Here is a 22,866-nt window from a genome sequence, read left to right on the forward strand (position 1 = left end):
GTGGACCGCGCGTCGGGCGGCCTCACTCGGACGGGGGAAATAGTCCCGCATGTTCGCGTCCGTCCCGGGAAAGCCCGGCCGGCGCCGTCGATCGCGATGGCACGATGAGCGCCATGCGCCGCCGAACCGTGTCGTCTCCCAGGGCTCGGTCGGTGGCGGCGGCGGTCGGCGCCGTCGTGTCAGTCGTGCTGGCCGGTTGCGGCGGCGACGTGTCGTCGACGCGCACTCCTGTGGTCGTGGGCGGCACCGTCACGATCGCCACCGCCTCCGAGACCCCGAGCTTCAACCCGTACTCGCAGTTCGGCCTTTCACTGGCTCCCTACGCCTACGACTCACTGGTCGATGTGGCGCGGGACGGGCGTGTGGTGTCCGGTCTGGCCGAGAGATGGCAGGCGGGGGCCACTGCGGCGAGTTTCACCCTGCGCAAGGGGGTGACCTGCTCCGACGGCACGGCCCTGACGGCGTCCGGGGTGGCCCGGTCGCTGCGGTATGCCGGCGATCCCCGCAACCGGCTCGTCGGTGCCCGGACCGCCCTGCCGGGTGTGCCGTTCACGGTGTCGGCAGACGACGCGGAGCGGACGGTGTCGGTGCGGACGGCATCGCCGTACAGCTTCATCGTGCGGACGATCGGTCTGCTGCCCGTGGTCTGCCCCGCCGGACTGGCGGATCCCGGCGCGCTGGACAGGAGATCGGAGGGCACCGGGCCGTATGTGCTGAGCGGCTACGCCTCGGGGGGTCCCTACCTCTTCACGCGGCGCAAGGGTTACGCGTGGGGGCCGCGCGGAGCGGGCAACGCGGCTCCGGGGCAGCCGGAGCGGATCGTGGTGACGGTGGTTCCGCAGGAGTCCACCGTGGCGAACCTGCTGCTCACGGGCGGGGTGAACATCGCCATGGTGACCGGCCCGGACCGCGCGCGGCTGACCGGCCACGGTCTGGCGACCGCCCGGGTGCCGACCGTGGTGGGGCTGACCTTCTTCAACGAGCGCGCCGACCGGCCCCTGAGCGATCCGGTGCTGCGGCGGGCGCTGGTGGGGGCCCTGAACCGCAAGGGCCTCGCCAATGTGGCGATCGGGGGCACCGGTACGCCCGCCCGCGCTCTCACCGCCCCGAACTCCCTCTGCTACTCCGACGTGGCCGCGGGGAACCTGCCCTCGCACCGCAGCGCCGTGCGGGCCCTGCGCGCCGCGGGCTGGACGAAGAACGTGCGGGGCAGGCTGGTCAAGCAGGGCCGACCGCTGCGTCTGCGGCTGCTCAGCAGCGCCGACTTCGGCTCCACCCTTCCGTCGGTCGCCGAACTGATGGCCGTGACGTGGCAGGCGCTGGGCGTGGACGTCGACCTCGTCGGCGAGAGCCGCAACGCGGTGGTCCAGGCCATGTACGGAAGCGGCGACTTCGACGTCGTGGTCGGCAGCTCGCCGGGGCCGCCGCTGCCCGCGCAGCTCGTCCCGTACTTCTCCGGGCCGCCGTCGTCAGGAGGACTGAACTTCGCGCACGTCACCAACCCCGCCTACGACCGATTCGTCGCCCGGGCCCTGCGTGCGCCGGGCTCGGCCAGTTGCGCGGACTGGAACAGGGCCGCCGCGGCGCTTCTCCGCTCGGCCGACGCGCTGCCCATCGCCGACGGCACGAGCACGGTGTACGGCTACCGGACGACCTTCTCCGTCGCACCCGGCGGCCGGATCGTACCGACCAGCATCCGCCTGCACAGATAGCGGCGGCGGACCCACCACCCGGCCGACCACCACCAGTCGAGGAGGTCTCTCATGACGACCGTGTCCGCACGGCTCGGTGCCCTGGCGCGGCGCCATCCGTGGGCGGTGTTCTGCTGCCGGCGCGCGGCACGGCTGGTCGTCTCGCTCTTCCTTGTCGTCACCGCTTCCTTCGCGATGATCCGGCTGGTCCCCGGGGACCCGGTCCGGGCCGCGCTGGGCGTGGACGCCCCGCCGGACCTGGTGGCGGCGAAGCGGCACGAACTCGGTCTGGATCATGGCCTGTCGACTCAGTACTGGCGGTATCTGCGACACCTGGCCCACGGGGACCTCGGGGTCTCGCTGGTGACCGGCGAGCCGGTGGCCGACCTGGTCAGGGCACGACTGCCGGCCACCTTGCTGCTCGCCGTCGTGGCCTTCGCCTGCGTACTCGCCGTCGCCCTCCCAGGGGGGCTGCTCGCCGCGGCGTGGACGCACGGAGGGCGACGCCCACGGGTGGAACTGGCGTTCACCGCCACCACATCGGTCCTGGCGGGCGTGCCGGACTTCGTCCTCGCGGCCGGTCTCACCGCGGGGCTGGCGGTCGCCCTGCGCATGCTTCCCGCCGCCGGCGACCTCGGTCCCCGGTCCTATGTGCTGCCCGTCCTCGCGCTGGCGCTCGCTCCGACCGCGGTCCTGCTGCGGATCGTGCGGGTGGAGACGCTCAAGGTCCTCGCCACGGACTATGTGCGTGCCGCCCGTGCGAAACGGCTGTCCGCCGTCCCGCTCTACCTGCGCCACGTGGCCCCGAACACGCTGACCGCGTCGCTGACGGTCGCCGGGAACCTGCTGCCGGCCCTGATCGCGGGAACGGTACTGGTCGAGAAGGTGTTCGCCTGGCCGGGCATCGGTTCGGCGATGGCGCAGTCCGTGGTCGCACAGGACTACGCGGTCGTCGAGGCGTCGGTCCTGGTGCTGGGCTCGGCCGTCCTCGTGGTGAACTTCCTGGTCGATCTGGCCCTCGCGCTGCTCGACCCCCGATCGGTCATCCGGGAGACGTGATCCGATGGCGTTGTCCGCCCCTTCCCCGCTCACGCCGCGTGCCACCGCCGGCAGGTCTCGTGCGGCCCGCTCGGGCTGGTCCACACCGATGGGCGTGATCACCCTGGTGATGCTCGGGTCACTCGTCGTACTGGCCGTCGCGGGGGCGGTGCTGTGGGGGCAGGCCGCCGAACGTCCGGACCCGTCGGCGGTGTTGCGGGCGCCCTCTGCAAGCCATCTGCTCGGCACGGACCATCTCGGGCGCGACCTGCTCGCCCGGCTGCTCTCGGCGACCTGGCTCTCCCTGCTGCTGGCCGTCGCGGCCACGCTCCTCGGTGCGACGGCCGGGATCACGCTGGGGGCGCTCACCGCCGTCGTCGGCGGACGTGCCCGCCGCCTGCTGGGAGCCCTGATCAACCTCCTGCTGGCCTTCCCCGCGCTCCTCGTCGCGATGTTCTTCGCGGCCCTCTTCGGTGCGGGGGCGGACGGGGCCGTGTGCGCACTCGCCGTCGCCTGTGCGCCCGGCTTCGCGCGGATCACCCAGACCCTCGCGGCCAAAGTGGCCGGAACCGACTTCATGGCGGCGGCGCGCGTGCTCGGCCTGCGCCGTCACCGGCTCCTGCTGCGCCATGTCCTGCCCCACATCGCCGAACCGCTGATGCTCAACACCACGGTCGCCGCCGGCTCGGCACTCGTGGCCCTGTCGGGACTGAGTTTCCTCGGACTGGGGGTGCAGCCCCCCTCGTACGACTGGGGGCTGCTGCTCAGCCAGGGCCTGGACCGCATCTACACCGAACCGCTGCCCGCCGTGGCCCCCGGCATCGCCATCGTGTACGCCGCCGTGGCCTTCCAACTGCTCGGCGAGATGCTGGCCGGAGCCGCCGCGCGCCGCACCCGCCCACGGCAGCCGGCGGAATCCGCGCCACACCCGGCACGCACCGGCCTTCCGGCAGCCGCGGACCACGTGCTGGAGCTGAGGGATCTGCGGGTCGCCCTTCCCACGGCGGAGGGAGTGGTCCGGCCCGTCCGCGGTGTCACCCTCACCCTGCAACGCGGTGAGATGGTCGGCCTGGTGGGCGAGTCCGGTTCCGGCAAGTCGCTGACGGCGCTCGCCATCGCCGACCTGCTGCCGGACGGCGCCTGCGCGACCTGGGGCACCCACCGGTTCCTCGGCGCGGACGCCGAGTCGCTGTCAGGCAAAGAGCGGCGCAGGCAGCTGGCGGCGGGGATGGCGATGATCTTCCAGAACCCGGCCTCGGCCTTCAACCCGTCGCTCCGCATCGGAACGCAGATGACGGAGGCCGTGCGCGCACACCACCGCACGCCTCGTGCCGAGGCCGTCGAGCAGGCCCTGGTCCAGCTTCAGCGGGTCGCGCTGCCCGGCGGGCGCCGGTTGCTGCGCTCCCGGCCCTTCCAGCTGTCCGGCGGTCAGCGGCAGCGAGTGGCGATCGCCGCCGCTTCGATGATGCGGCCCGACCTCATCGTCGCGGACGAGCCGACGACAGCCCTGGACGTCACCGTGCAGCGGCAGATCATGGACCTGCTCCGCCGTATCCGGCGGGACGACGGCACCGCGATCCTCTTCATCAGCCACGACATCGCCCTGGTGGCCGACGCCTGCGACCGAGTTCTGGTCATGTACGGCGGAATGATCGTGGAGAGTCTTCCCGCCCGTGAACTGGCGACCGGCGCACAGCATCCGTACACGCGGATGCTCGTGGCCTCGGTGCCGGACCTGGCCGCGGATCGCGACCACCCCCTGCACACCATCGAGGGAGGGCCGCCCGATCCGGGCGGTACGGCCCCGGGCTGCCCGTTCCATGACCGCTGCCCGCATCGGGTGGACCGGTGTGCCGTGGAGAGCCCCGTGCTGTCCCCGCTCGACCCGGAGCACGAGGTCGCCTGCTGGCAGCCGCTGCCCCCGGCACCGTTCCGCGGACAGCGTGAGACCGAAGAGGCGGAGCAGTGAGGGAAGAGGCAGGGCTGGCGCTGTGCGACGTCACCGTCCGCCACCACGGACCGTTCGGGCCGGTCACGGCGGTGGACGGGGTGTCACTGGAGGTTCCCCGGGGCACGACGGTCGGCCTGGTCGGCGAGTCCGGTTCGGGAAAGTCCACTCTGGCACGTGCGGTCGTCGGGCTGGACAGCCCGTGCGCCGGGCGGATCACGGTCGGCGGACGGGAGTACCGAGGCCGCCGGGCGGCGGATCGGCGTCGGCTGGGCCAACAGGTCCAACTGGTGTTCCAGGACCCGGACACGGCACTGGACCCCCGTATGACGGTCCGCCAGTCGCTTGTCGAAGCAGCCGGGGCCTTCGTCCGGCTGGACCGCCGTAGCCGCGAACGGCGCGTCGGCGGACTGCTGGAACTCGTCGGTCTCGACACCGGTTGCGCCGACCGGCTGCCGCGGCAGCTCTCGGGCGGCCAGCGCCAACGCGTCGCCGTCGCCCGCGCGCTCGCCGTCGATCCGGCGGTGCTCATCGCCGACGAGGTCACCTCGGCTCTCGACGTGTCGGTCCGGGCGGCACTGCTCACCATGCTCCGGGATCTGCAGCGGCGCATGGGCTTCGCCATGCTGTTCATCAGCCATGACCTCGCCGCCGTCCGCCATGTGTCGGACGCCGTCGCCGTGATGTACCTCGGCCGGATCGTGGAGATCGCCGCCACCGAGAGCCTGCTGAGCGGCCCACGGCATCCCTACACCCGAACGCTGCTGTCCGCCGTGCCCAGTCTGCACGCCGGGAGACGCCCGGCCGGGGAACCCCTTCTGGCCGGTGAGGTGCCCGACCCCGCGTCGCCGCCGACCGGGTGCCGCTTCCATCCGCGCTGCCCCGTCGGACCTGACCGGCATCCCGGACGGGACGTCTGCGCCGCGCGGGACCCGCAGCAGGACGCGGCCGGTCAGCCGCATCGCGCCGCCTGCCACTTCCCGTACCGCGCCGACGACCGCCCGCCCCAGGCCCGTCGCGTTCCCCCGGACGACGGCAGTGACCGGACTCCGCGAACCCCCGAGGAGCCGCTGTCATGACGGCCGGGGAAGCGGACACGCCGCCGTCCGGCGCGGACGCGGTCGTCGTGGGGGCCGGTGTGATCGGTGCCGCGGTGGCACTGGAACTGGCGCGCACCGGTCGGCGCGTCGTGGTCGTCGACAAGTCCGGCGGCGTCGGCCACGGATCCACCAGCGCGTCGAGCGCGATCATCCGTTTCAACTACTCGACCTGGGACGGTGTCGCCACCGCGTGGGAGTCCCGGCACTGCTGGGGACGATGGGCGGAGCACCTGGGCACCGTGCGCGGCCCTGGTCTGGCGGCGTTCCGGCGGACCGGAGCGGTACTCCTCGACGCACCGGGCTCCGGGACGTCGGAGGTCGTCGCGCTGTTCGAGCGTGCCGGTGTGCCGCACGAGCGCTGGGACGCCGCGACGCTGCGCAGCCGGATCCCCGGTATCGACGCGGGACGCTACGGGCCTCCCAGGTCCCTGCTCGACGATGCCTTCTTCTCCGGCCCCGAAGGTGAACTCGGCGCGCTGTTCACACCCGACGCGGGCTTCGTCGACGATCCGCAGCTCGCGGCACAGAACCTCGCGGACGCGGCGGCCCGCCTCGGCGCGAGTTTCCTCTTCCACCGCACGGTCGTCGGTGTCCTGCGTCGCGAGGACCGGGTGGCCGGCATCCGGCTCGCCGACGGCACCGCGATCACCGCACCGGTGGTGGTCAACGCCGCCGGGCCCTGGTCGGGAGCGTTGAACCGGCTGGCCGGGGTCGGGGCCGAGTTCACCGTCGGAGTGCGCCCCCTGCGCCAGGAGGTCCACCAGGTGGCCGCACCGGTCGGCCAGGGCGACACCGACCCGTCGGGCCCGGGCGGCGCCGAGACCACGCTCGGCCCGATCGTGGCCGATGTCGACCTCGGGATCTATCTGCGCCCCTCCGGCGGACACCTCCTCATCGGCAGTACGCTGCCCGCCTGCGACCCCAGGGAGTGGCTCGACGATCCCGACGAGTGCAACCCGCACCCGACGCCCGCCCGGTTCGAGACCCAGGTGACCAGGGCCGCACGCCGGTTCCCGCTCCTCGGCGTGCCGAACCGGCCGACCGGCGTCGCCGGTGTCTACGACGCCGCCGACGACTGGTCCCCCATCTACGACCGCACCGATCTGGCCGGCTTCTACGTCGCGATGGGCACGAGCGGCAACCAGTTCAAGAACGCTCCCCTGGCGGGCCGGTTCCTCGCCACCCTGGTCGACCGGGTCGAGGCCGGCCACGACCACGACCGCGATCCGCTGCGGTACACGGGGGAACACACCGGTGTCGTCGTCGACCTGGGGGCTTTCTCCCGCAGACGGCCTCTGGCCGAGGGTGCCGCCTCCAGAACGGTCCTGGGCTGACGTTCGGCCATCAGCGCCCGGTCACGGAGCCGGTGCCGTCCGGCAGTCGATGTGCGGGACGACACCGGCCTCGTCAATTTGGAAGCGGTCTACCAGCGGCCGCGTGCCGTCGCCGAGCCGAGCTTGGAACTCAGCACCGACAGGAAGGCCGGAAGCCTGGCCACCGCGGATTCGGGAACCGGGGTGACCTGGACCGTGTCCCGCACCACGTCCTGAACCACGAGTTTGTAGGTGCCGTCTTCCCGGACGAGTTCGGCGGCGTAGAGCAGTGTTTCCACCAGAGGTCCTTCGATTGTGTTGTGCGATGGGTCAGGAGCCGTTGAGCCAGGCGTTCCAGGCCTTGATGGCCTGCTTTTCGTCCGCGTCCTCGGCGAACAGGTGGTGGCCCAGCCAGATCGGCCAGTTCCAGGAACTGCCGTTGAAGAACCGGTACAGCGCGTCCGGGCCTCGCAGGCCGACGAAGTCGGGGCTCAGCCAGTCCACGACCACCTCCGTCGGGCCGCCGTCCGTACCCGGGAGGTCGAGCGGCAACCGGTCGCCGACGGACGCGCCGTCGGCGAGGCCGAGGCGCCGGCGCAGGGCGGCGAAGTCGGCGGGATCCTCGGTGCACTCGCCACGGGCGGCCTTCACGTAGACGGCGGGGCGGCCGGCGAAGTGCCTCAGGTACTCGGGGAGGGAGTGCTGGTAGAAGTCGACGTGCTTCTCGGCCGCGTCCGCCTTGGTGTCCCAGTTCCAGGTGTCGTCCACGACGCCCGTGTGCACCCAGTGGATTCCCATCCGCAGGTGGCTCGCGCCGCCGTCGGCCGGCTCGATGCGGTAGGTGAGCGTGTTGGAGAACCCGCCGTCCTGGGTCGCCCGAACCGCGAAGTGGTGCGGCGGCTCCCACGCCACGACGGTGCTGTCGCCGCGCGTGGCCTTTCCACCGACGCGCGGCTCGACCTCCATCGGGTAGAGCCAGCCGAGGTTGCCGGCACCGGTGGCGACCGCGTCCCAGACCTGTTCGGGCGTGGCGGGCAGGTCCTGTTCCCGGCGGACCTCGAGCTCTCGGGCCATGGTCACTTCTCCTTCGTCGTCGTTCATGGGTCAGTAGGCGAGCGGAAGCGCGGTGAGCCGCCGTTGCAGCGGGTTGGGCCGCCAGTCGAGGGCCGCGCCGTCGGCCAGCCGCAGGTGCGGGAGCCGGCGGACCAGCGTGCCGACGGCCACCTCCGCCTGGAGCTTGGCCAGCGGGCCGCCGAGGCAGAAGTGCGGTCCGTTGCCGAAGCTGAGGTGCCGGTTGCCGGGGCGGGTCAGGTCGAGTCGGTCGGGGTCCTCGAAGCGCTCGGGGTCACGGTTGGTCGCGGCGAGGAACAGGTAGACCAGCTCGCCCTCGCGCAGCGTCCGCCCGCCGATCGCGATGTCCTCGGCGGCGACCCGGACGATCGCCTGGGTCGGGGTGTCGTAGCGGGCGAGTTCCTCGACGGCCGTGCGGACCAGCGCCGGGTCGGCGCGCAGCGAGGCCAGTTGGTCGGGGTGGCGCAAGAGGGCGAGCATGCCGTTGCCGACCACGTGGGTGGTGGTCTCGTCGCCGGCGGTGATCAGGACGAAGCAGGTGGCCAGCAGTTCGGAGTCGGTGAGCCGGTCGTCCTGCGACTGGGTGGCGACCAGGGCGCTGATGAGGTCGTCGCCGGGGTCGGCCCGGCGGCGGCGGACGAGCCGGGCGAGGTACTCCTCGTACTGCTCGATCGCCGCCTCGGACTTGTCGATGTCCTCGCTCAGCCGGCCGAACCGCTGGAACCAGGTCTTGACCTGCGGGAGGTCCTCGGGCGGGATACCGAAGAGCTCGCAGACGACGGACATCGGCAGCGGGGAGGCGACCGCCTCGATCAGGTCCATGGTCGGCCCGGCCGCGACCGCCTCGTCGATGAGCCGGTCGACGATCCGCTGGATGCCGTCGCGCAGGGCTTCGACGCGCCGGGCGGTGAAGGCCCGGTTGGCCAGCTTGCGCAGCCGGGCGTGGTCCGGCGGGTCGGTGTTGCTCATCACCCGGCCGAGCCGGTCGGTGAGCCGGCTGAAGGCCTTGAGGTCGCCGCCGAGCGCGCTGTAGGCGCGGGTCATCCGGTCCCGGTCGTTGGAGAGCCGCAGGTCGCTCAGGGCCGCCTCGACGTCGGCGTACCGGGTGAGGTACCAGATGCCCTGGGCGCTGCGGTGGACCGGGTCCTCGCGGCGCATGCGGGCGTAGAACGGGTAGGGGTCCCGGCGGGCCTCGGGCGTGAGCAGGGCCGCGGCGAGGTCGTCGGACCGGGCGAGGCCCGCGCTGTCGAGGGCCTCGTCGGTGGTGTCGGTCAGGTTCACTGCGAGCCGCGCTACTGCTGGGCGTTCATGGCGTCGGCGAGGCTCTTGGGCCGCATGTCGGTCCAGGACCGCTCGACGTACTCCAGGCAGGCGGCGTGGGTGTCGGGTCCGTGGGCGATGCTCCAGCCGTCGGGGACGTCCGCGAACTGCGGCCACAGCGAGTGCTGGTTCTCGTCGTTGGTGAGCACGAGGAAGGTGCCGTTCTCGTCCTCGAACGGGTTGGTCATGGGTCAGTCCTCCAGGTGGGAAAGGGTGGTGTCACGGGTGGCTTCGGCGAGGCGGGCGGCCAGGATCGGTCCGATCTGGGCCAGCGAGCCGGCTTCGGTCATCCGGTTGTGCCGGGTGGTGATCTCGTGTGATTCGATCCGGCCCGCGATGTAGGGGCGCCAGGTCGCGGGCCCGGCGTCGTCCCCGTCGCGGTCGATCGTCGAGTTGAACAGCAACAGGTCGCCGTCGAACCCGGTGGGGACGAAGTCGACCGCCAGCTGCGCGTTGTTGATCATGATGTGGACGATGACCTCGATCTGCTGCTCCGTCAGGCCCTGCAGCGCGCTGCCGCGCCGGTTCAGGACCTCGGCGACCTCGGCGTAGGTCAGCTCCCGGTCGCCCAACTCGTCCGGGTCGACGTCGAGCACACCGACGAGCACGTCCCGCTCGGTGGGCACGGGCATCTCCTCGAACTGCACGTCCTTGACCGGGTAGGCGTCGAGGATGGCAAGGAGCGCGGTCCGCTCGCCGCGCGCCTGCAGCTCGCAGGCGAGCGCGTGGGCGATCAGCCCGCCGGCGGACCAGCCGAGCAGCAGGTACGGGCCCTCGGGCTGGATCTTGCGGATCTGGTCGGCGTAGTCGGCCGCCATCTCCTCGAAGGACGTCGGCAGGGGTTCGGGGCGGCCGAGGCCGCGTGCCTGGATCGCGTAGACCGGGTGCTGGGGACCGATGTGGTTCAGGAGCCCGCTGTACGACCAGCTGATGCCGCCGCCGGGGTGGATGCAGAACAGCGGCGTGCCGGTCCCGGTCGAACGCAGCGGCAGTACGACGTCCAAGGCGTCCTCGGGGTCGTCCATGACCAGGCGCTCGGTGAGACCGGCCACGGTCGGTGCCTCGAACAGCATGCGCAGGCCCAGCTCCAGGCCGAGGGTCTCGCGGACGCGGGAGGCCAGGCGGGCGGCCAGCAGGGAGTGCCCGCCCAGGTCGAAGAAGTTGTCGTCGATGTGCACCTGTTCCCGGCCGAGGACCTCGGCGAAGAGGCCGCACAGCAGCTGCTCCCGCGGTGTCCGGGGGCCGCGTCCGGTGCCCTGCGCCCCGTACTCGGGGGCGGGCAGGGCGGCCCGGTCCAGCTTGCCGTTGGCGGTCAACGGCAGCGTGTCCAGGGTGACGAACGCCGACGGCACCATGTAGTCGGGCAGTTCACGGCGCAGCCGCCCGGAGAGCTCGCCCGTCTCGGGCACGCCCTCGGGGGCGGGCACCAGGTAGGCCACAAGGCGCTTGTCGCCGGGCCGGTCCTCGCGGGCGACGACGGCCGCCTGGGCGACGCCCGGGCAGCTCGCGAGGATCGCCTCGATCTCGCCGGGCTCGATCCGCAGGCCGCGGAGCTTGACCTGGTGGTCGGTCCGTCCGGCGAACTCCAGGGTGCCCCCGGCCGGCCACCACGCCAGGTCGCCGGTGCGGTACATCCGGCTACCGGGCGGCCCGTACGGGTCGGCGGTGAAGCGCTCCGCCGTCAGACCGGGTCGGCCGAGGTAGCCGCGGGCCACGCCCGTCCCCGCGAGGTACAGCTCGCCGACCAGGCCTGTGGGCACCGGCCGCAGGCGTTCGTCGAGGACGTAGGCGCGCATGTTCGCCATCGGCCCGCCGATCGGCACGGTCGCGGCGTTCCCGGGGAGGCTGTGCACCGGGTGGCAGGTGGCCAGGGTCGTGGCCTCGGTGGGCCCGTAGCCGTTGACCACCTCGATGCCGGGGCAGACGTCCAGCACCCGGGCGACGGCGGCCGGGGAGACCACGTCACCGCCGGTCCACACCTCGCGCACCCCCGCGAGCAGGGCCGGCCGCTCCTCGGCGACCAGGCGGAACAGGCCGGCCGTCAGCCACAGTCCGGTCACCTCGTGCGTGCTGATCGTGTGCTGCAGCAGGTCGAGGTCGAGCCGCTCGGGCGGTGCGACCACGACCCGGCCGCCGTTGAGGAGCGGCACCCACAGCTCGTAGGTCGAGAGGTCGAAGGCGGTCGGGGAGTGCATCAGCACCCGCTCGTGTCCGCCGCCGCGGTACTCGGGGGTGAGCGCGAGGCCCACCACGTCGCGGTGGGTGACGGCCACGCCCTTAGGCCGGCCGGTCGAGCCGGAGGTGTACATCACGTACGCCAACTGCCGCTGGTCGCAGCGTACTTCGATTTCGGACGAGTCGGGCTCGCCCTCGATCAACGCGGTCAGCACGTCCTCGTCGAGCACCAGCGCGGCCCCGGCCTCCTGGAGGATCAGGTCGATCCGGGACTGCGGGAAGCGCGAGTCGAGGGGCGCATAGGCGCCGCCCGCCTTGATGATCGCCAGGAGCGCCACGACGAGGTCCGCCGAGCGGTCCAGCAGCACCGCGACCGGGGTCTCCGGTCGTACGCCCTGGCGGATCAGTGCCCGTGCGAGGCGGTTGGACCGCAGGTCGAGTTCCCGGTAGGTCAGCTCGGTGGCACCCGCCACGACGGCCACCGCGTCCGGGGTGGCGCGCACCTGGCGCGCGAACAGCTCCGGCAGCGCGGCCTCGGGCAGCTCGACCGCGGCGCCGGTGGACTCGGACAGCAGTCGGCGGCGTTCCTCGTCCGACATGATGTCGATCCGGCTGATCGGCCGGCCGGGGTCGGTGACCGCCGCGCGCAGCAGCCGCGCCCAGCGCTCGAACAGCAGCTCCACGGTGGCCGGTTCGAACAGGTCGGTGGCGTACTCCACCGCGCCGACCAGGCCGTCGGGGCTGGGGGCACCTCCCTGGCCGCCAGGCCCAGGGGGACCGTCCGCGTTGAACTGCTCGGCCAGGCTGAACGTCAGGTCGACCCGCGAGGTCCCGGTCGACGCCTCCAGGTGGCCGGTCGACAGGCCCGGCAGCGTGAACTCGCCCACCGGCGCGTTCTGCAGGGCCAGCATGATCTGGAACAGCGGGTGGTGCGACAGCGACCGGGCCGGGTTGACCACCTCGACCAGGTACTCGAACGGCACGTCCTGGTGGTCGTAGGCGGCGAGCGCCTTCTGCCGCACCCGGTCGAGCAGTTCGGCGAAGCCGGGGTCGCCGCTCGTGTCGGTGCGCAGCACCAGCGTGTTGACGAAGAAGCCGACGAGGTCGTCCAGCGCCTGGTCGGTACGGCCGGCGATCGGGCTGCCCACGGGGATGTCCGTACCTGCACCGAGCCGGGTGAGCAGCGCGGCGAGGCCGGCCTGGAGCACCATGAACATGCTGGCACCGCGCGCGGCTGCCAGGTCCCGCAACGCCTGGTGCAGTTCGGGGTCAAGACCGACCACGACCCGGCTGCCCTGCTGGGAGGCCACCGGCGGCCGGGGCCGGTCGGCGGGCAGCTGCACCTGCTGCGGAATGCCCGCCAGCTCGTCCTTCCAGTAGGCCAGTTGCCGGGCGAACAGGCTGTCCGGGTCATCGGTGTCGCCGAGCAGGTCGCGTTGCCAGCAGGTGTAGTCGGCGTACTGCACCGGCAGCGGGGCCCACTGCGGCTCCTCGCCACGGCAGCGCGCCGTGTAGGCGGCCGCGAGGTCGCCGGAGAGCGGCCCCATCGACCAGCCGTCGGCGGCGATGTGGTGCACCACGACCAGCAGCACGTGGCGGTCGGGCGCGAGCGCGTACAGCTCCGCCCGGACCGGCGGCTCCGCCGCCAGGTCGAAGCCTCGCCGGGCCGTGTGCGCCAGCCGCTCGGCCAGCCGGCTCTCGTCGAGCTCGACCACGGGCAGCTCCGGGTGCGCCTGCGAAGCGCTCAGCACGACCTGGTACGGCACACCGTCCGTCTCGCGGAAGACAGTCCGCAGGCTCTCGTGCCGGGCGATCACGTCCGCGAGCGCGGCGTGCAGGGCCGGGCGGTCGAGTTCACCGGTCAGGCTCAGCGCGAGCGGCATGTTGTAGGTGGCGCTCGGCCCGTCCATCCGGTGCAGGAACCACAGGCGGCGCTGGGCGAAGGACAGCTCCACATGTTCGGGCCGCGGCCGGGCGGTCAGCGTGGGCCGTGCCGTGCCGGAGCCGTCGAGGCGGGCCGCCAGTCCGGCCACGGTCGGCGTCTCGAACAGCGTCCGGACTTCGAGCTCCGCGCCGAGGGTCGCCCGGACGCGGGAGGCCAGGCGGGTCGCCAGCAGCGAGTGTCCGCCCAGGTCGAAGAAGCTGTCCTCGACGCCGACCTGGGCCAGGCCGAGCACCTCGGCGAACAGCTCGGCGAGGAGCTGTTCCTGCGGGGTGCGCGGCGCCCGCCCGGCTCCGGCCTGGCCGAGGTCGGGCGCGGGCAGCGCGCGGCGGTCGAGCTTGCCGCTGGCCGTCAGCGGCAACGTCTCCAGCGCCACGAACGCCGACGGGATCAGGTAGTCGGGCAGTCGCCCGCGCAGCCATTCGCGGAGTTGGCCGATGAGGGCGCCGGTGCCCCGGCCGCCGGTCGGGCGGTTGGTCAGCGACGACAGCGGCGTGCCGGCGGTCCGGGCCGACCGGTACGGCTCGACCGGGGAGCCGTGCTGTGCCCGCGGGTCGGCGAAGACGACGTCCACGGCGTCGGCCACGGTGGCCGACCAGGTGACGCCCACCCAGCGGCCGAACTCCATCCCGACGGCCCGGAAGTCCTCCGGGTCGGGGAGTTCGCTCGCCTCCGGATCGAGGTATTCGCTCTCCTTCGGGTCGAGGTGTTCGCTCGCCTCCGGGCCGTGCAGCCGCTCCAGCAGCTCGGCGAGCGAGCCGTCGCCGTTCTGCACCGCCCGGGAGAGGGCGGCCTCGCGCAGCACCCGACGGTTCGGCACTCCGGTGATCCGCAGCACGTCGGCGGGCGGCTGGGCGAGGAGTTCGCGCAGCTCGGCCAGTCCCGTGAGCCGGCGGCCCCACTCCAGGTCGACCGTCCGGCCCGGGGCCGCCGGAACGACCGGGGCCTTGTGCAGCGTCACGTCGTAGCGGTAGCGGGTCAGTTCGTTGTGGTGACGGCCGCGCTTGACCTCCACGGCCACCGCGCCGATGTCCGTGCCGTGCTCCCGCAGGACGGTGAAGAAGTCCGGGTCGACCAGGAGTTCCTTCTCCACCCTGACGGCCTGCTCCACCGCGCGGCGCACCGCCGCGAGGTCGCCGTCGGCACCGGTGCGGTGCAGTTGGACCGCGGTGGCCAGCGGGCGCAGCAGCCGCAGGTTGCGGACGTCGCCGACGAAGAGCGTGCCGCCGGGGGCGAGCAGCCGCATCAGCTTCCCGATCACGTCGGCGAGGTAGTCGGCGGACGGGAAGTACTGCACCACCGAGTTGATCACGATGGTGTCGAACCACCCGGCCGGCAGACCGTCGGTGTCGTGCGCCGGGCGGGTCCCCAGCACGACGCGCTCGGCCAGGTCGTCCTGCCGGCCGACCTGCGCGGTCAGCGCGTCGACCGCCGTGGCGGAGAAGTCCGTCGCCCAGTAGGTCTCGCAGTGCGGCGCGATCTGCGACAGCAGCAGTCCGGTGCCGACGCCGACCTCCAGCACCCGGCGGGGGCGCAGGGCCAGGATGCGGGCCACGGTGGCGTCCCGCCACTCCCGCATCTGCTCGACCGGGATCGGGCTGGCGTCGTAACTGCTGTTCCAGCCGACGAAGTTCTGGCCGAAGCCGGCTTCCTCAGGGGTGATGGGCAGGGCGTCGTAGATGTCCTGCCACTCGCCCACGTGGTCCGCTTCCAGGCCACTGTCCCGGGCCTCGTCCTGGTGCGGGACGACGTAGCCGACGAGCCGGTCGTCCTGGGCGAGGACGGCGGCCCGGGCGACGGCGGGGTGCTCGGCCAGCGCCGCCTCGACCTCGCCGGGCTCGACCCGGAAGCCGCGCACCTTCACCTGGTCGTCGGCACGGCCGACGTACTCCAGCTGACTGTCGCCCAGCCAGCGCACCAGGTCTCCGGTGCGGTACATGCGCTCACCGGTCCCGAACGGACAGGCGACGAACCGTCCAGCCGTCAGGTCCGGCCGGTTCAGGTAGCCGCGCGCCAGTCCCGCGCCCGCGACGTACAGCTCCCCCGCCACGCCCGTCGGCACCGGCCGCAGCCGCTCGTCCAGCACGTACACCCGGGCATTGGCGATCGGACGACCGATCGGCGGCACGCCCGCTCCCGGGGACAGCGGGTCGCTCATGGTCGCGCACACCGTGGTCTCGGTCGGCCCGTACGCGTTGATCATCCGGCGCCCGGCGGCCCAGCGGTCCACCAGTTCCGGCGGGCACGCCTCACCCGCCACCACCAGTGTCGGCACCCGCACCGAGCCCTCCGGCACGGCGGCGAGGACGGACGGGGGCACGGTCACGTGGGTGACCGCGAGGTCCCGGTCGGTCAGCGCGGCGACCGGGTCCGCCGTCGGGGGCAGCACCAGGGCCGCGCCGCGCAGCAGGGCGGTGTAGATCTCCGACACCGAGGCGTCGAAGCTGGGCGAGGCGAACTGGAGCACCCGGCTGTCGGGTTCGATCGCGAAGCGCTCGATCTGTGCGGCGACCAGGCTCGCGACGCCGCCGTGGCCGACCACGACGCCCTTGGGGCGGCCGGTCGAGCCCGAGGTGTAGATCACGTAGGCCGGATGCCGGACGTCGAGCGCGACCACGGGGTCGGTCTCCGGCCATGCGGACACCTCGGTGACCAGTGTCGGGTCGTCGACCATCAGGGCCGGCCGGGCGTCCGCCAGCATGTACGCGATCCGCGCCTGCGGGTACGCCGGATCCACGGGCAGGTACGCGGCCCCGGCCTTCAGTACGCCCAGGACTGCCACCACGGACTCCACCGAGCGCGGCAGGGCCACGGCCACGGTCTGCTCCGGGCCGACGCCCCGGGCGATCAGTGCATGCGCGAACCGATTCGCCCGTGCGTTCAGCTGCCGGTACGTCAATTCGGCATCGCCACACACCAGCGCGACCGCGTCCGGTGTCGCCGCCACCTGCGTGGCGAACGCCTGCGGCACCGGGACGGCCGCCACCTCCCGGGCGGTTGCGTTGCCCCGCTCCAGCAAACGGTGCCGTTCGTCGGCGTCGAGGAGCTCGATCCGTCCGATCGACCGGTCCGGGTCGGCGGTGACCGCCTCCAACAGGCGCGTCCAGCGCCTGGCGAGTGCTGCGACCGTCGAGCGGTCGAACAGGTCGGTGGCGTACTCCACCGCGCCGACGATCCCCGCCGGGCTGCCGTCCGGACCGAACTGTTCGACGAGGCTCACACCGAGGTCGAACTTGGCGGTTCCGGTGGCCACCGCGTAGGCGGCGACGTCCAGGCCGGGCAGGGAGAACCGGCCCATCGGAGCGTTCTGCACCGCCAGGATGGTCTGGAACAGCGGGTGGTGGGACAGCGAGCGGGACGGGTTCAGCGCCTCGACCAGGTGCTCGAACGGCACGTCCTGGTGCGCGTACGCCGACAGCGCCGTCTCCCGGACCCGGTCCAGCAGTTCGGCGAACGTCGGATCACCGCTCGTGTCGGTGCGCAGCACCAGCGTGTTCACGAAGAACCCGACCAGATCGTCCAGCGCCTCGTCGGTACGTCCTGCGATCGGACTTCCGATCGGGATGTCGGTGCCCGCGCCCAGCCGCGTGTACAGCGCCGCCAACGCCGCCTGCAGCACCATGAACAGGCTCGCGCCCGACCGTCGGGCCAACTCCACCAGGGCGATGTGCAGTTCGGGGCTCAGCTCCAGGCCGACGTGGTCCCCGCGCCAGCCGGCGACGGCCGGCCTAGGCCGGTCGGCGGGCAGCTGGAGCAGCTCCGGAAGGTCGGACAACTGACGTTTCCAGTAATCGAGTTGTTCGGCGAACCGGCTCTCCGGGTCGGCGGCGTCGCCGAGCAGGTCGCGCTGCCACAGCGTGTAGTCCGCGTACTGCACCGGCAGGGCCGGCCAGTGCGGCGCGCGGCCCTCGCACCGGGCGGCGTACGCCTCGGCCAGGTCACGGGCCAGCGGGCCGGTGGACCAGCCGTCGCCGGCGATGTGGTGCATCACCAGCAGCAGCACGTGCTCGTCCGGCGCGAGCGCGAACAGCTCCGCCCGCAGAGGCGCTTCGGCCTCCAGGTCGAAGGGCTGCCGGGCGAACTCGGCGAGCCGCTCGGACAGTTCGGCCTCCGACACCTCGGTCAGCCGCGCCCGGGGCCGGGCCTCGGCCGGGTCCAGGACGAGCTGGCAGGGTACGCCGTCGACCTCCGGGAAGACCGTCCGCAGGCTCTCGTGCCGGGCCACCACGTCGGCCAGCGCCTCGTCCAGCGCCGCCCGGTCGAGCGTCCCGGTCAGCCGGAGCGCCAGCGGGATGTGGTAGGTCGCGGCGGTGCCGTCCATGCGGTGCAGGAACCAGAGTCGGCGCTGGGCGAAGGACAGCGGCACCGCCTCCGGCCGCTCGTGCGCGGTCAGCGCCGGGCGTACGCGGCCGGCCCCGGCCAGCGCCTCGGCCAGGCCGGCCACGGTGGGCGCCAGGAACAGCGCGCGCAGCCCCAGTTCCACGCCGAGCACCGAACGCACCCGCGCGGACAGCCGGGTGGCGAGCAGGGAGTGCCCGCCCAGGTCGAAGAAGTCGTCGTCGAGTCCGATCCGCGGCACGCCCAGCACCTCGGCGAACAGCTCGCACAGGATCTGCTCCTGCGGCGTCCGCGGCGCCCGGCCCGTCGCCGTGGCCACCTGCTCGGGCGCGGGCAGCGCCGCCCGGTCCAGCTTCCCGTTCGGCGTCAGCGGCAGCACGTCCAGCAGCACGAACGCCGACGGCACCAGATAGTCGGGCAGACGGTCGCGCAGATACGCCGTCAGCTCCGCCGGACGTACGACCGTGTCGGGACGCGCCGCCACGTAGCCGACGAGCCGGTCGTCCTGGGCGAGGACGGCGGCCTGGGCGACCGCGGGGTGCTCGGTCAGGGACGCCTCGATCTCGCCGGGTTCGATGCGGAAGCCGCGGACCTTCACCTGCTGGTCGGCGCGGCCGACGTACTCCAGCTCGCCGTCGGCGCGCCGGCGCACCAGGTCGCCCGTGCGGTACATCCGCGCACCCGTCGAGCCGAACGGGCAGGCGACGAACCGCCCGGCCGTCAGCCCGGGCCGGTTCAGGTACCCGCGCGCCAGGCCGGGGCCGGCGACGTACAACTCCCCCACCACCCCTGGCGGCACGATGCGCAGCCGCTCGTCGAGGACGTACACCCGGAAGCCCGCGACCGATCGGCCGATCGGCGGTACACCGGGCCCCGGGGACAGCGGGTCGCTCATGGTCGCGCACACCGTGGTCTCCGTCGGACCGTACGCGTTGATCATCCGCCGGCCAGGCGCCCACCGGGCCACCAGCTCCGGCGTGCAGGCCTCACCCGCCACCACCAGGGTGGTGGCCGTGAGGTCGGCGCTCTCCAGCGCGGCCAGGGCCGAGGGCGGAAGCGTCACGTGGGTGACGTCGAGCCGGCGGTCCGTCAGGGCCTCCAGCGGGGCCTCGGACGGGGCTAGGACGAGGGCGGCGCCGGTGAGCACGGCACCGCACAGGTCCCAGAAGGACGCGTCGAAGCTGGGCGAGGCGAACTGGAGAACGCGGCTGCCCGGCGCCACGCCGAGCCGGTCGACCTGCGCCGCCACCAGGCCCGACACGCCGCTGTGACTCACCATGACGCCCTTGGGCCGGCCCGTCGAGCCTGAGGTGTAGATCACGTAGGCCGGGTGCCGGGCGTCGAGCGCGGTCCGCGGGTCGGTGTCCGGCCGGTTTCCGTCGGTCACTGTCGCCGGGTCGTCGATCACCACCGTGGGCCGCGCGTCGTCCAGCATGAACGCGATCCGTGCCGCCGGGTACGCCGGATCCACCGGCAGGTACGCAGCCCCGGCCTTCAGCACACCCAGGACCGCCACCACCGCCTCCACCGAGCGCGGCAACGCCACCGCCACGACCTGCTCCGGACCGACGCCCCGGGCGATCAGCGCGTGTGCGAACTGGTTTGCCTTCGCGTCGAGTTGACGGTATGTCAGCTTGATGTCACCGCAGACGAGCGCGACCGCGTCCGGCCTCGCCGTCACCTGCGCCGCGAACAGCTCCGGCAGGCTCACCCCGGCCGCCCCGCCCTCGACTGCGGGCAGCAGCTCGCGGCGCTCCTCGGCGGAGAGCAGGTCGATCCCGCCGATCGGCCGGTCGGGCGCGGCGGCGACCGCGGCCAGCAGCCTGGTCCACCGGGCGACCAGTGCCTCGACCGTCGAGCGGTCGAACAGGTCGGTGCTGTACTCGACCGCGCCGCTGAGACCGGCCGGCGCGCCGTCGGGCCCGTGCTCCTCCGCGAACCCGAAGGTCAGGTCGAGCCGCGCGGTCCCGGTGAGCACGGTCACCCCGGAGACCTGGAGACCCGGCAGCTCGAAGTCACCACCCGGCGCGTTCTGCACGACCAACCCGGTCTGGTACAGCGGGTGGTGGGACAGCGAGCGGGACGGGTTCAGCGCCTCCACCAGGTGCTCGAACGGCACGTCCTGGTGCGCGTACGCCGACAGCGCCGCCTCCCGCACCCGCCCCAGCAGCTCGGCGAAACTCGGGTCACCGCTCGTGTCGGTGCGCAGCACCAGCGTGTTGATGAAGAACCCGACCAGGTCGTCCAGCGCCTCGTCGGTACGCCCCGCGATCGGACTCCCGATCGGGATGTCCGTGCCCGCGCCCAGCCGCGTGTACAGCGCGGCGAGCGCGGCCTGCAGCACCATGAACAGGGTGGCACCCGACCTTTGGGCCAACTCCGCCAGTGCCGTGTGCAGTTCGGCGTCGATCCGGAGTTCCAGCAGGTCGCCGCCGTACGACATGGTGGCCGGGCGCGGCCGGTCGGCAGGCAGCTGCAGCTGCTCGGGCAGTCCGGCCAGCGCCTCCGTCCAGTAGGTGACCTGGCGGGCGAACACGCTGTCCGCGTCGTGCTCGTCGCCGAGGATCTCGTGCTGCCACAGGGTGTAGTCGCCGTAGGTGACCGGCAGTGGCGGCCATGTCGGCGCCCCGCCACCCAGCCGGGTGGTGTAGGCGGTGGCGAGGTCACGGGCGAGCGGGCCCATGGACCAGCCGTCCCCGACGATGTGGTGCATGACCAGCAGCAGTACGTGCTCGTCCGGCGCGAGCGTGAACAGCTCCGCCCGCAGCGGTACTTCCGAGGTCAGGTCGAATGCCCGTACCGCCGACTCGCGCAGCAGGGCGGGCAGCTCCGCCTCGCCTGCCGCGCGTACGGTCAGCGGGACGGCGACCTCGGTGGTGTCCAGCACCCGCTGGTACGGGACTCCGGCGGTGTGCGGGAAGACCGTGCGCAGGGTCTCGTGGCGGACCACCACGTCCGCGAGCGCGGCGCTCAGCGCGGCCCGGTCGAGGTCGCCGGACAGCCGCAGGCAGAGGGGCATGTGGTAGGTGGCGCTCGGCGCCCCGAACTGCTGGAGGAACCAGAGCCGGCGCTGGGCGAACGACAGCGGCATCGGTTCGCGGCGGGGCCGGGGAACCAGGGCCTGCCGTGCGGTGCCGGCGTCGTGCAGCCCGGCCGCGAGCCCGGCGGGTGTCGGGGCCCGGAACAGGCTGCGCAGTTCCAGCTCGACCCCGAGGGTCGCCCGGACCCGCGAGACCAGCCGGGTGGCGAGCAGGGAGTGCCCGCCCAGGTCGAAGAAGCCGTCGTCGACCCCGACCCGCGGCACGCCCAGCACCTCGGCGAACAACTCGCACAGGATCTGCTCCTGCGGCGTCCGCGGCGCCCGGCCGCCGGCGGTCGTGGCCACGGGCTCCGGCGCGGGCAGCGCCGCCCGGTCCAGCTTCCCGTTCGGCGTCAGCGGCAGCGCGTCCAGCAGCACGAACGCGGACGGCACCAGGTGGTCCGGCACCCGGCCGCGCAGGTATGCCGCCAGCGCCGCCGCGGTCGCCCCGGCCTGGGCCAGGGGGACGACGTACGCGACGATCCGGTCCTCCCGGGCGAGCACCGCGACCTGGGCGACACCCGGGTGCGCGGCCAGCTCGGCCTCGATCTCGCCCGGCTCGACCCGGAACCCGCGGATCTTCACCTGGTGGTCCACCCGGCCCGCGAACTCCAGCTCACCGTCGGCGCGCCAGCGGACCAGGTCACCGGTGCGGTACATCAGCGCGCCGGCCGGACCGTACGGGTTGGCGACGAACCGCGTGGCGGTGAGCCCGGGCCGGTTCAGGTAGCCGCGGGCGAGTCCCGCCCCGGCGAGGTACAGCTCGCCCAGCACGCCGGGGGCGACCGGTCGCAGCGCCGAATCCAGCACGTATGTCTGGCAGTTGGCGATCGGACGGCCGATCGGTACCGGCAGCGGGCAGTCGGCGGGGTCGGCCGGCAGCGGGTAGGCGGTGATCACATGGGTCTCGGCGGGGCCGTAGTGGTTGTGCAGCTCCCGGCCCGGCCGCCGGGTCTGGAGGCGGCGTACGGCACCGCCGAGGCGCATCGCCTCGCCGGCCTGGGCGACCAGCCGCAGGCTCGGCAGTTCCAGCCCGGCCTCCTCGGCGGCCTCGGCCAGCGCCTCGACCACCAGGTTGGGCGCGAACAGCTCCTCGACCCCGTGCCGGTCCAGCCAGCGGGCGAACAGCTCGGCGCTGCGGCGCTGCTCCTCGGTCGGCACCACGAGGGTCTTGCCGTGCAGCAGCGCGGAGAGTGTCTCCTGCACCGAGACGTCGAAGCTGATCGCGGTGAACTGCGCGGTGCGCGTGCCGGGTACGCCGCCGACGGACCTGTGGTGCCACGCCAGCAGGTTCAGCAGCCCGGCGGCGGGCATCACGACGGCCTTGGGCCGGCCGGTGGAGCCCGAGGTGTAGATGACGTAGGCCGGGTGGCGCGTGTCCACGGCGACGGCCGGGTCGTGCTCCGGCAGGTCCCCGTCCGGTGTGACGGCCGCGAGGTCGTCGAGCACCACGGCCGGGCGTGCGTCCTGGAGCATGTACGCGATACGGGCCGCCGGGTAGTCCGGGTCGACCGGCAGATAGGCCGCGCCCGTCTTGAGCACCGCGAGGACGGCGACCACCAGCTCGGCCGAGCGCGGCAGCCGCAGGGCGACGACCTGCTCCGGTCCCACCCCGCGCGCGATCAGCGCGTGCGCCAGGCGGTTGGCCCTTCGGTTCAGCTCCCGGTAGGTCAGCACGGTGTCCTCGAACACCACCGCCGGAGCCTCTGGGGTCGCCCGGACCTGCGCCTCGAACTGAGCGGGCAGGCCGGCAGCGGGAGCCGGGCAGGCGGTGTCGTTGCGCGCGACCAGCAGCTCGTGCCGCTCCTCGGCGGTGAGGACGTCGATCCGGCTCAACGGCCGGTCCGGCTC

General features: G+C 73.2%; 10 protein-coding genes. 5 read left to right on the forward strand and 5 right to left on the reverse strand.

Translation table 11 applies throughout. The features are described 5' to 3' along the window. Nucleotides 1–113: 113 nt before the first annotated feature. The 5 genes from ACWGKQ_RS40935 to ACWGKQ_RS40955 are packed head-to-tail and all read left to right on the forward strand — an operon-like array spanning nt 114 to nt 7,111. Nucleotides 114–1,712 carry an ABC transporter substrate-binding protein gene (locus ACWGKQ_RS40935; RefSeq protein WP_453297148.1) on the forward strand — a complete coding sequence of 533 codons (1,599 nt, stop codon included), beginning with the start codon at nt 114–116 and terminating at the stop codon, nt 1,710–1,712. A gap of 51 nt (nt 1,713–1,763) precedes the next feature. Beyond that, nucleotides 1,764–2,750 carry an ABC transporter permease gene (locus tag ACWGKQ_RS40940; protein ID WP_453297149.1) on the forward strand — a complete coding sequence of 329 codons (987 nt, stop codon included), beginning with the start codon at nt 1,764–1,766 and terminating at the stop codon, nt 2,748–2,750. 4 nt (nt 2,751–2,754) lie between these two features. Beyond that, on the forward strand, nt 2,755–4,698 hold the full coding sequence (locus ACWGKQ_RS40945) for a dipeptide/oligopeptide/nickel ABC transporter permease/ATP-binding protein (RefSeq protein WP_453297150.1): 1,944 nt from the start codon (nt 2,755–2,757) through the stop codon (nt 4,696–4,698). Continuing rightward, nucleotides 4,695–5,756 (forward strand): oligopeptide/dipeptide ABC transporter ATP-binding protein, encoded by a 1,062-nt coding sequence (locus ACWGKQ_RS40950; RefSeq protein ID WP_453297151.1) that lies wholly within the window; start codon nt 4,695–4,697, stop codon nt 5,754–5,756. The genes ACWGKQ_RS40945 and ACWGKQ_RS40950 overlap by 4 nt, the downstream gene beginning before the upstream one ends. Then, a complete protein-coding gene (locus ACWGKQ_RS40955; protein WP_453297152.1) occupies nt 5,753–7,111 on the forward strand; it encodes an NAD(P)/FAD-dependent oxidoreductase in 1,359 nt (452 codons plus the stop codon). The genes ACWGKQ_RS40950 and ACWGKQ_RS40955 overlap by 4 nt, the downstream gene beginning before the upstream one ends. A gap of 89 nt (nt 7,112–7,200) precedes the next feature. Here the strand turns inward: ACWGKQ_RS40955 and ACWGKQ_RS40960 are convergent, their stop codons facing one another. The 5 genes from ACWGKQ_RS40960 to ACWGKQ_RS40980 form a co-directional block, all read right to left on the reverse strand. Then, nucleotides 7,201–7,389 carry a hypothetical protein gene (locus ACWGKQ_RS40960; protein ID WP_308310646.1) on the reverse strand — a complete coding sequence of 63 codons (189 nt, stop codon included), beginning with the start codon at nt 7,387–7,389 and terminating at the stop codon, nt 7,201–7,203. Between the two features lie 31 nt (nt 7,390–7,420). Next, nucleotides 7,421–8,164, reverse strand: a complete 744-nt coding sequence (locus ACWGKQ_RS40965; protein ID WP_453297153.1) for an SRPBCC family protein — start codon at nt 8,162–8,164, stop codon at nt 7,421–7,423. Between the two features lie 30 nt (nt 8,165–8,194). Continuing rightward, entirely contained in the window at nt 8,195–9,442 is a 1,248-nt protein-coding gene (locus ACWGKQ_RS40970; protein WP_453297154.1) for a cytochrome P450, read from the reverse strand. An 11-nt stretch (nt 9,443–9,453) separates the two neighbouring features. Beyond that, on the reverse strand, nt 9,454–9,669 hold the full coding sequence (locus ACWGKQ_RS40975; RefSeq protein WP_453297155.1) for an MbtH family protein: 216 nt from the start codon (nt 9,667–9,669) through the stop codon (nt 9,454–9,456). 3 nt (nt 9,670–9,672) lie between these two features. Beyond that, nucleotides 9,673–22,866, reverse strand: a 13,194-nt coding sequence (locus tag ACWGKQ_RS40980) for an amino acid adenylation domain-containing protein (RefSeq protein ID WP_453297156.1), incomplete at its 5' end; no start/stop codon positions are given.

It is taken from the genome of Streptomyces sp. NPDC054770, assembly GCF_053611985.1.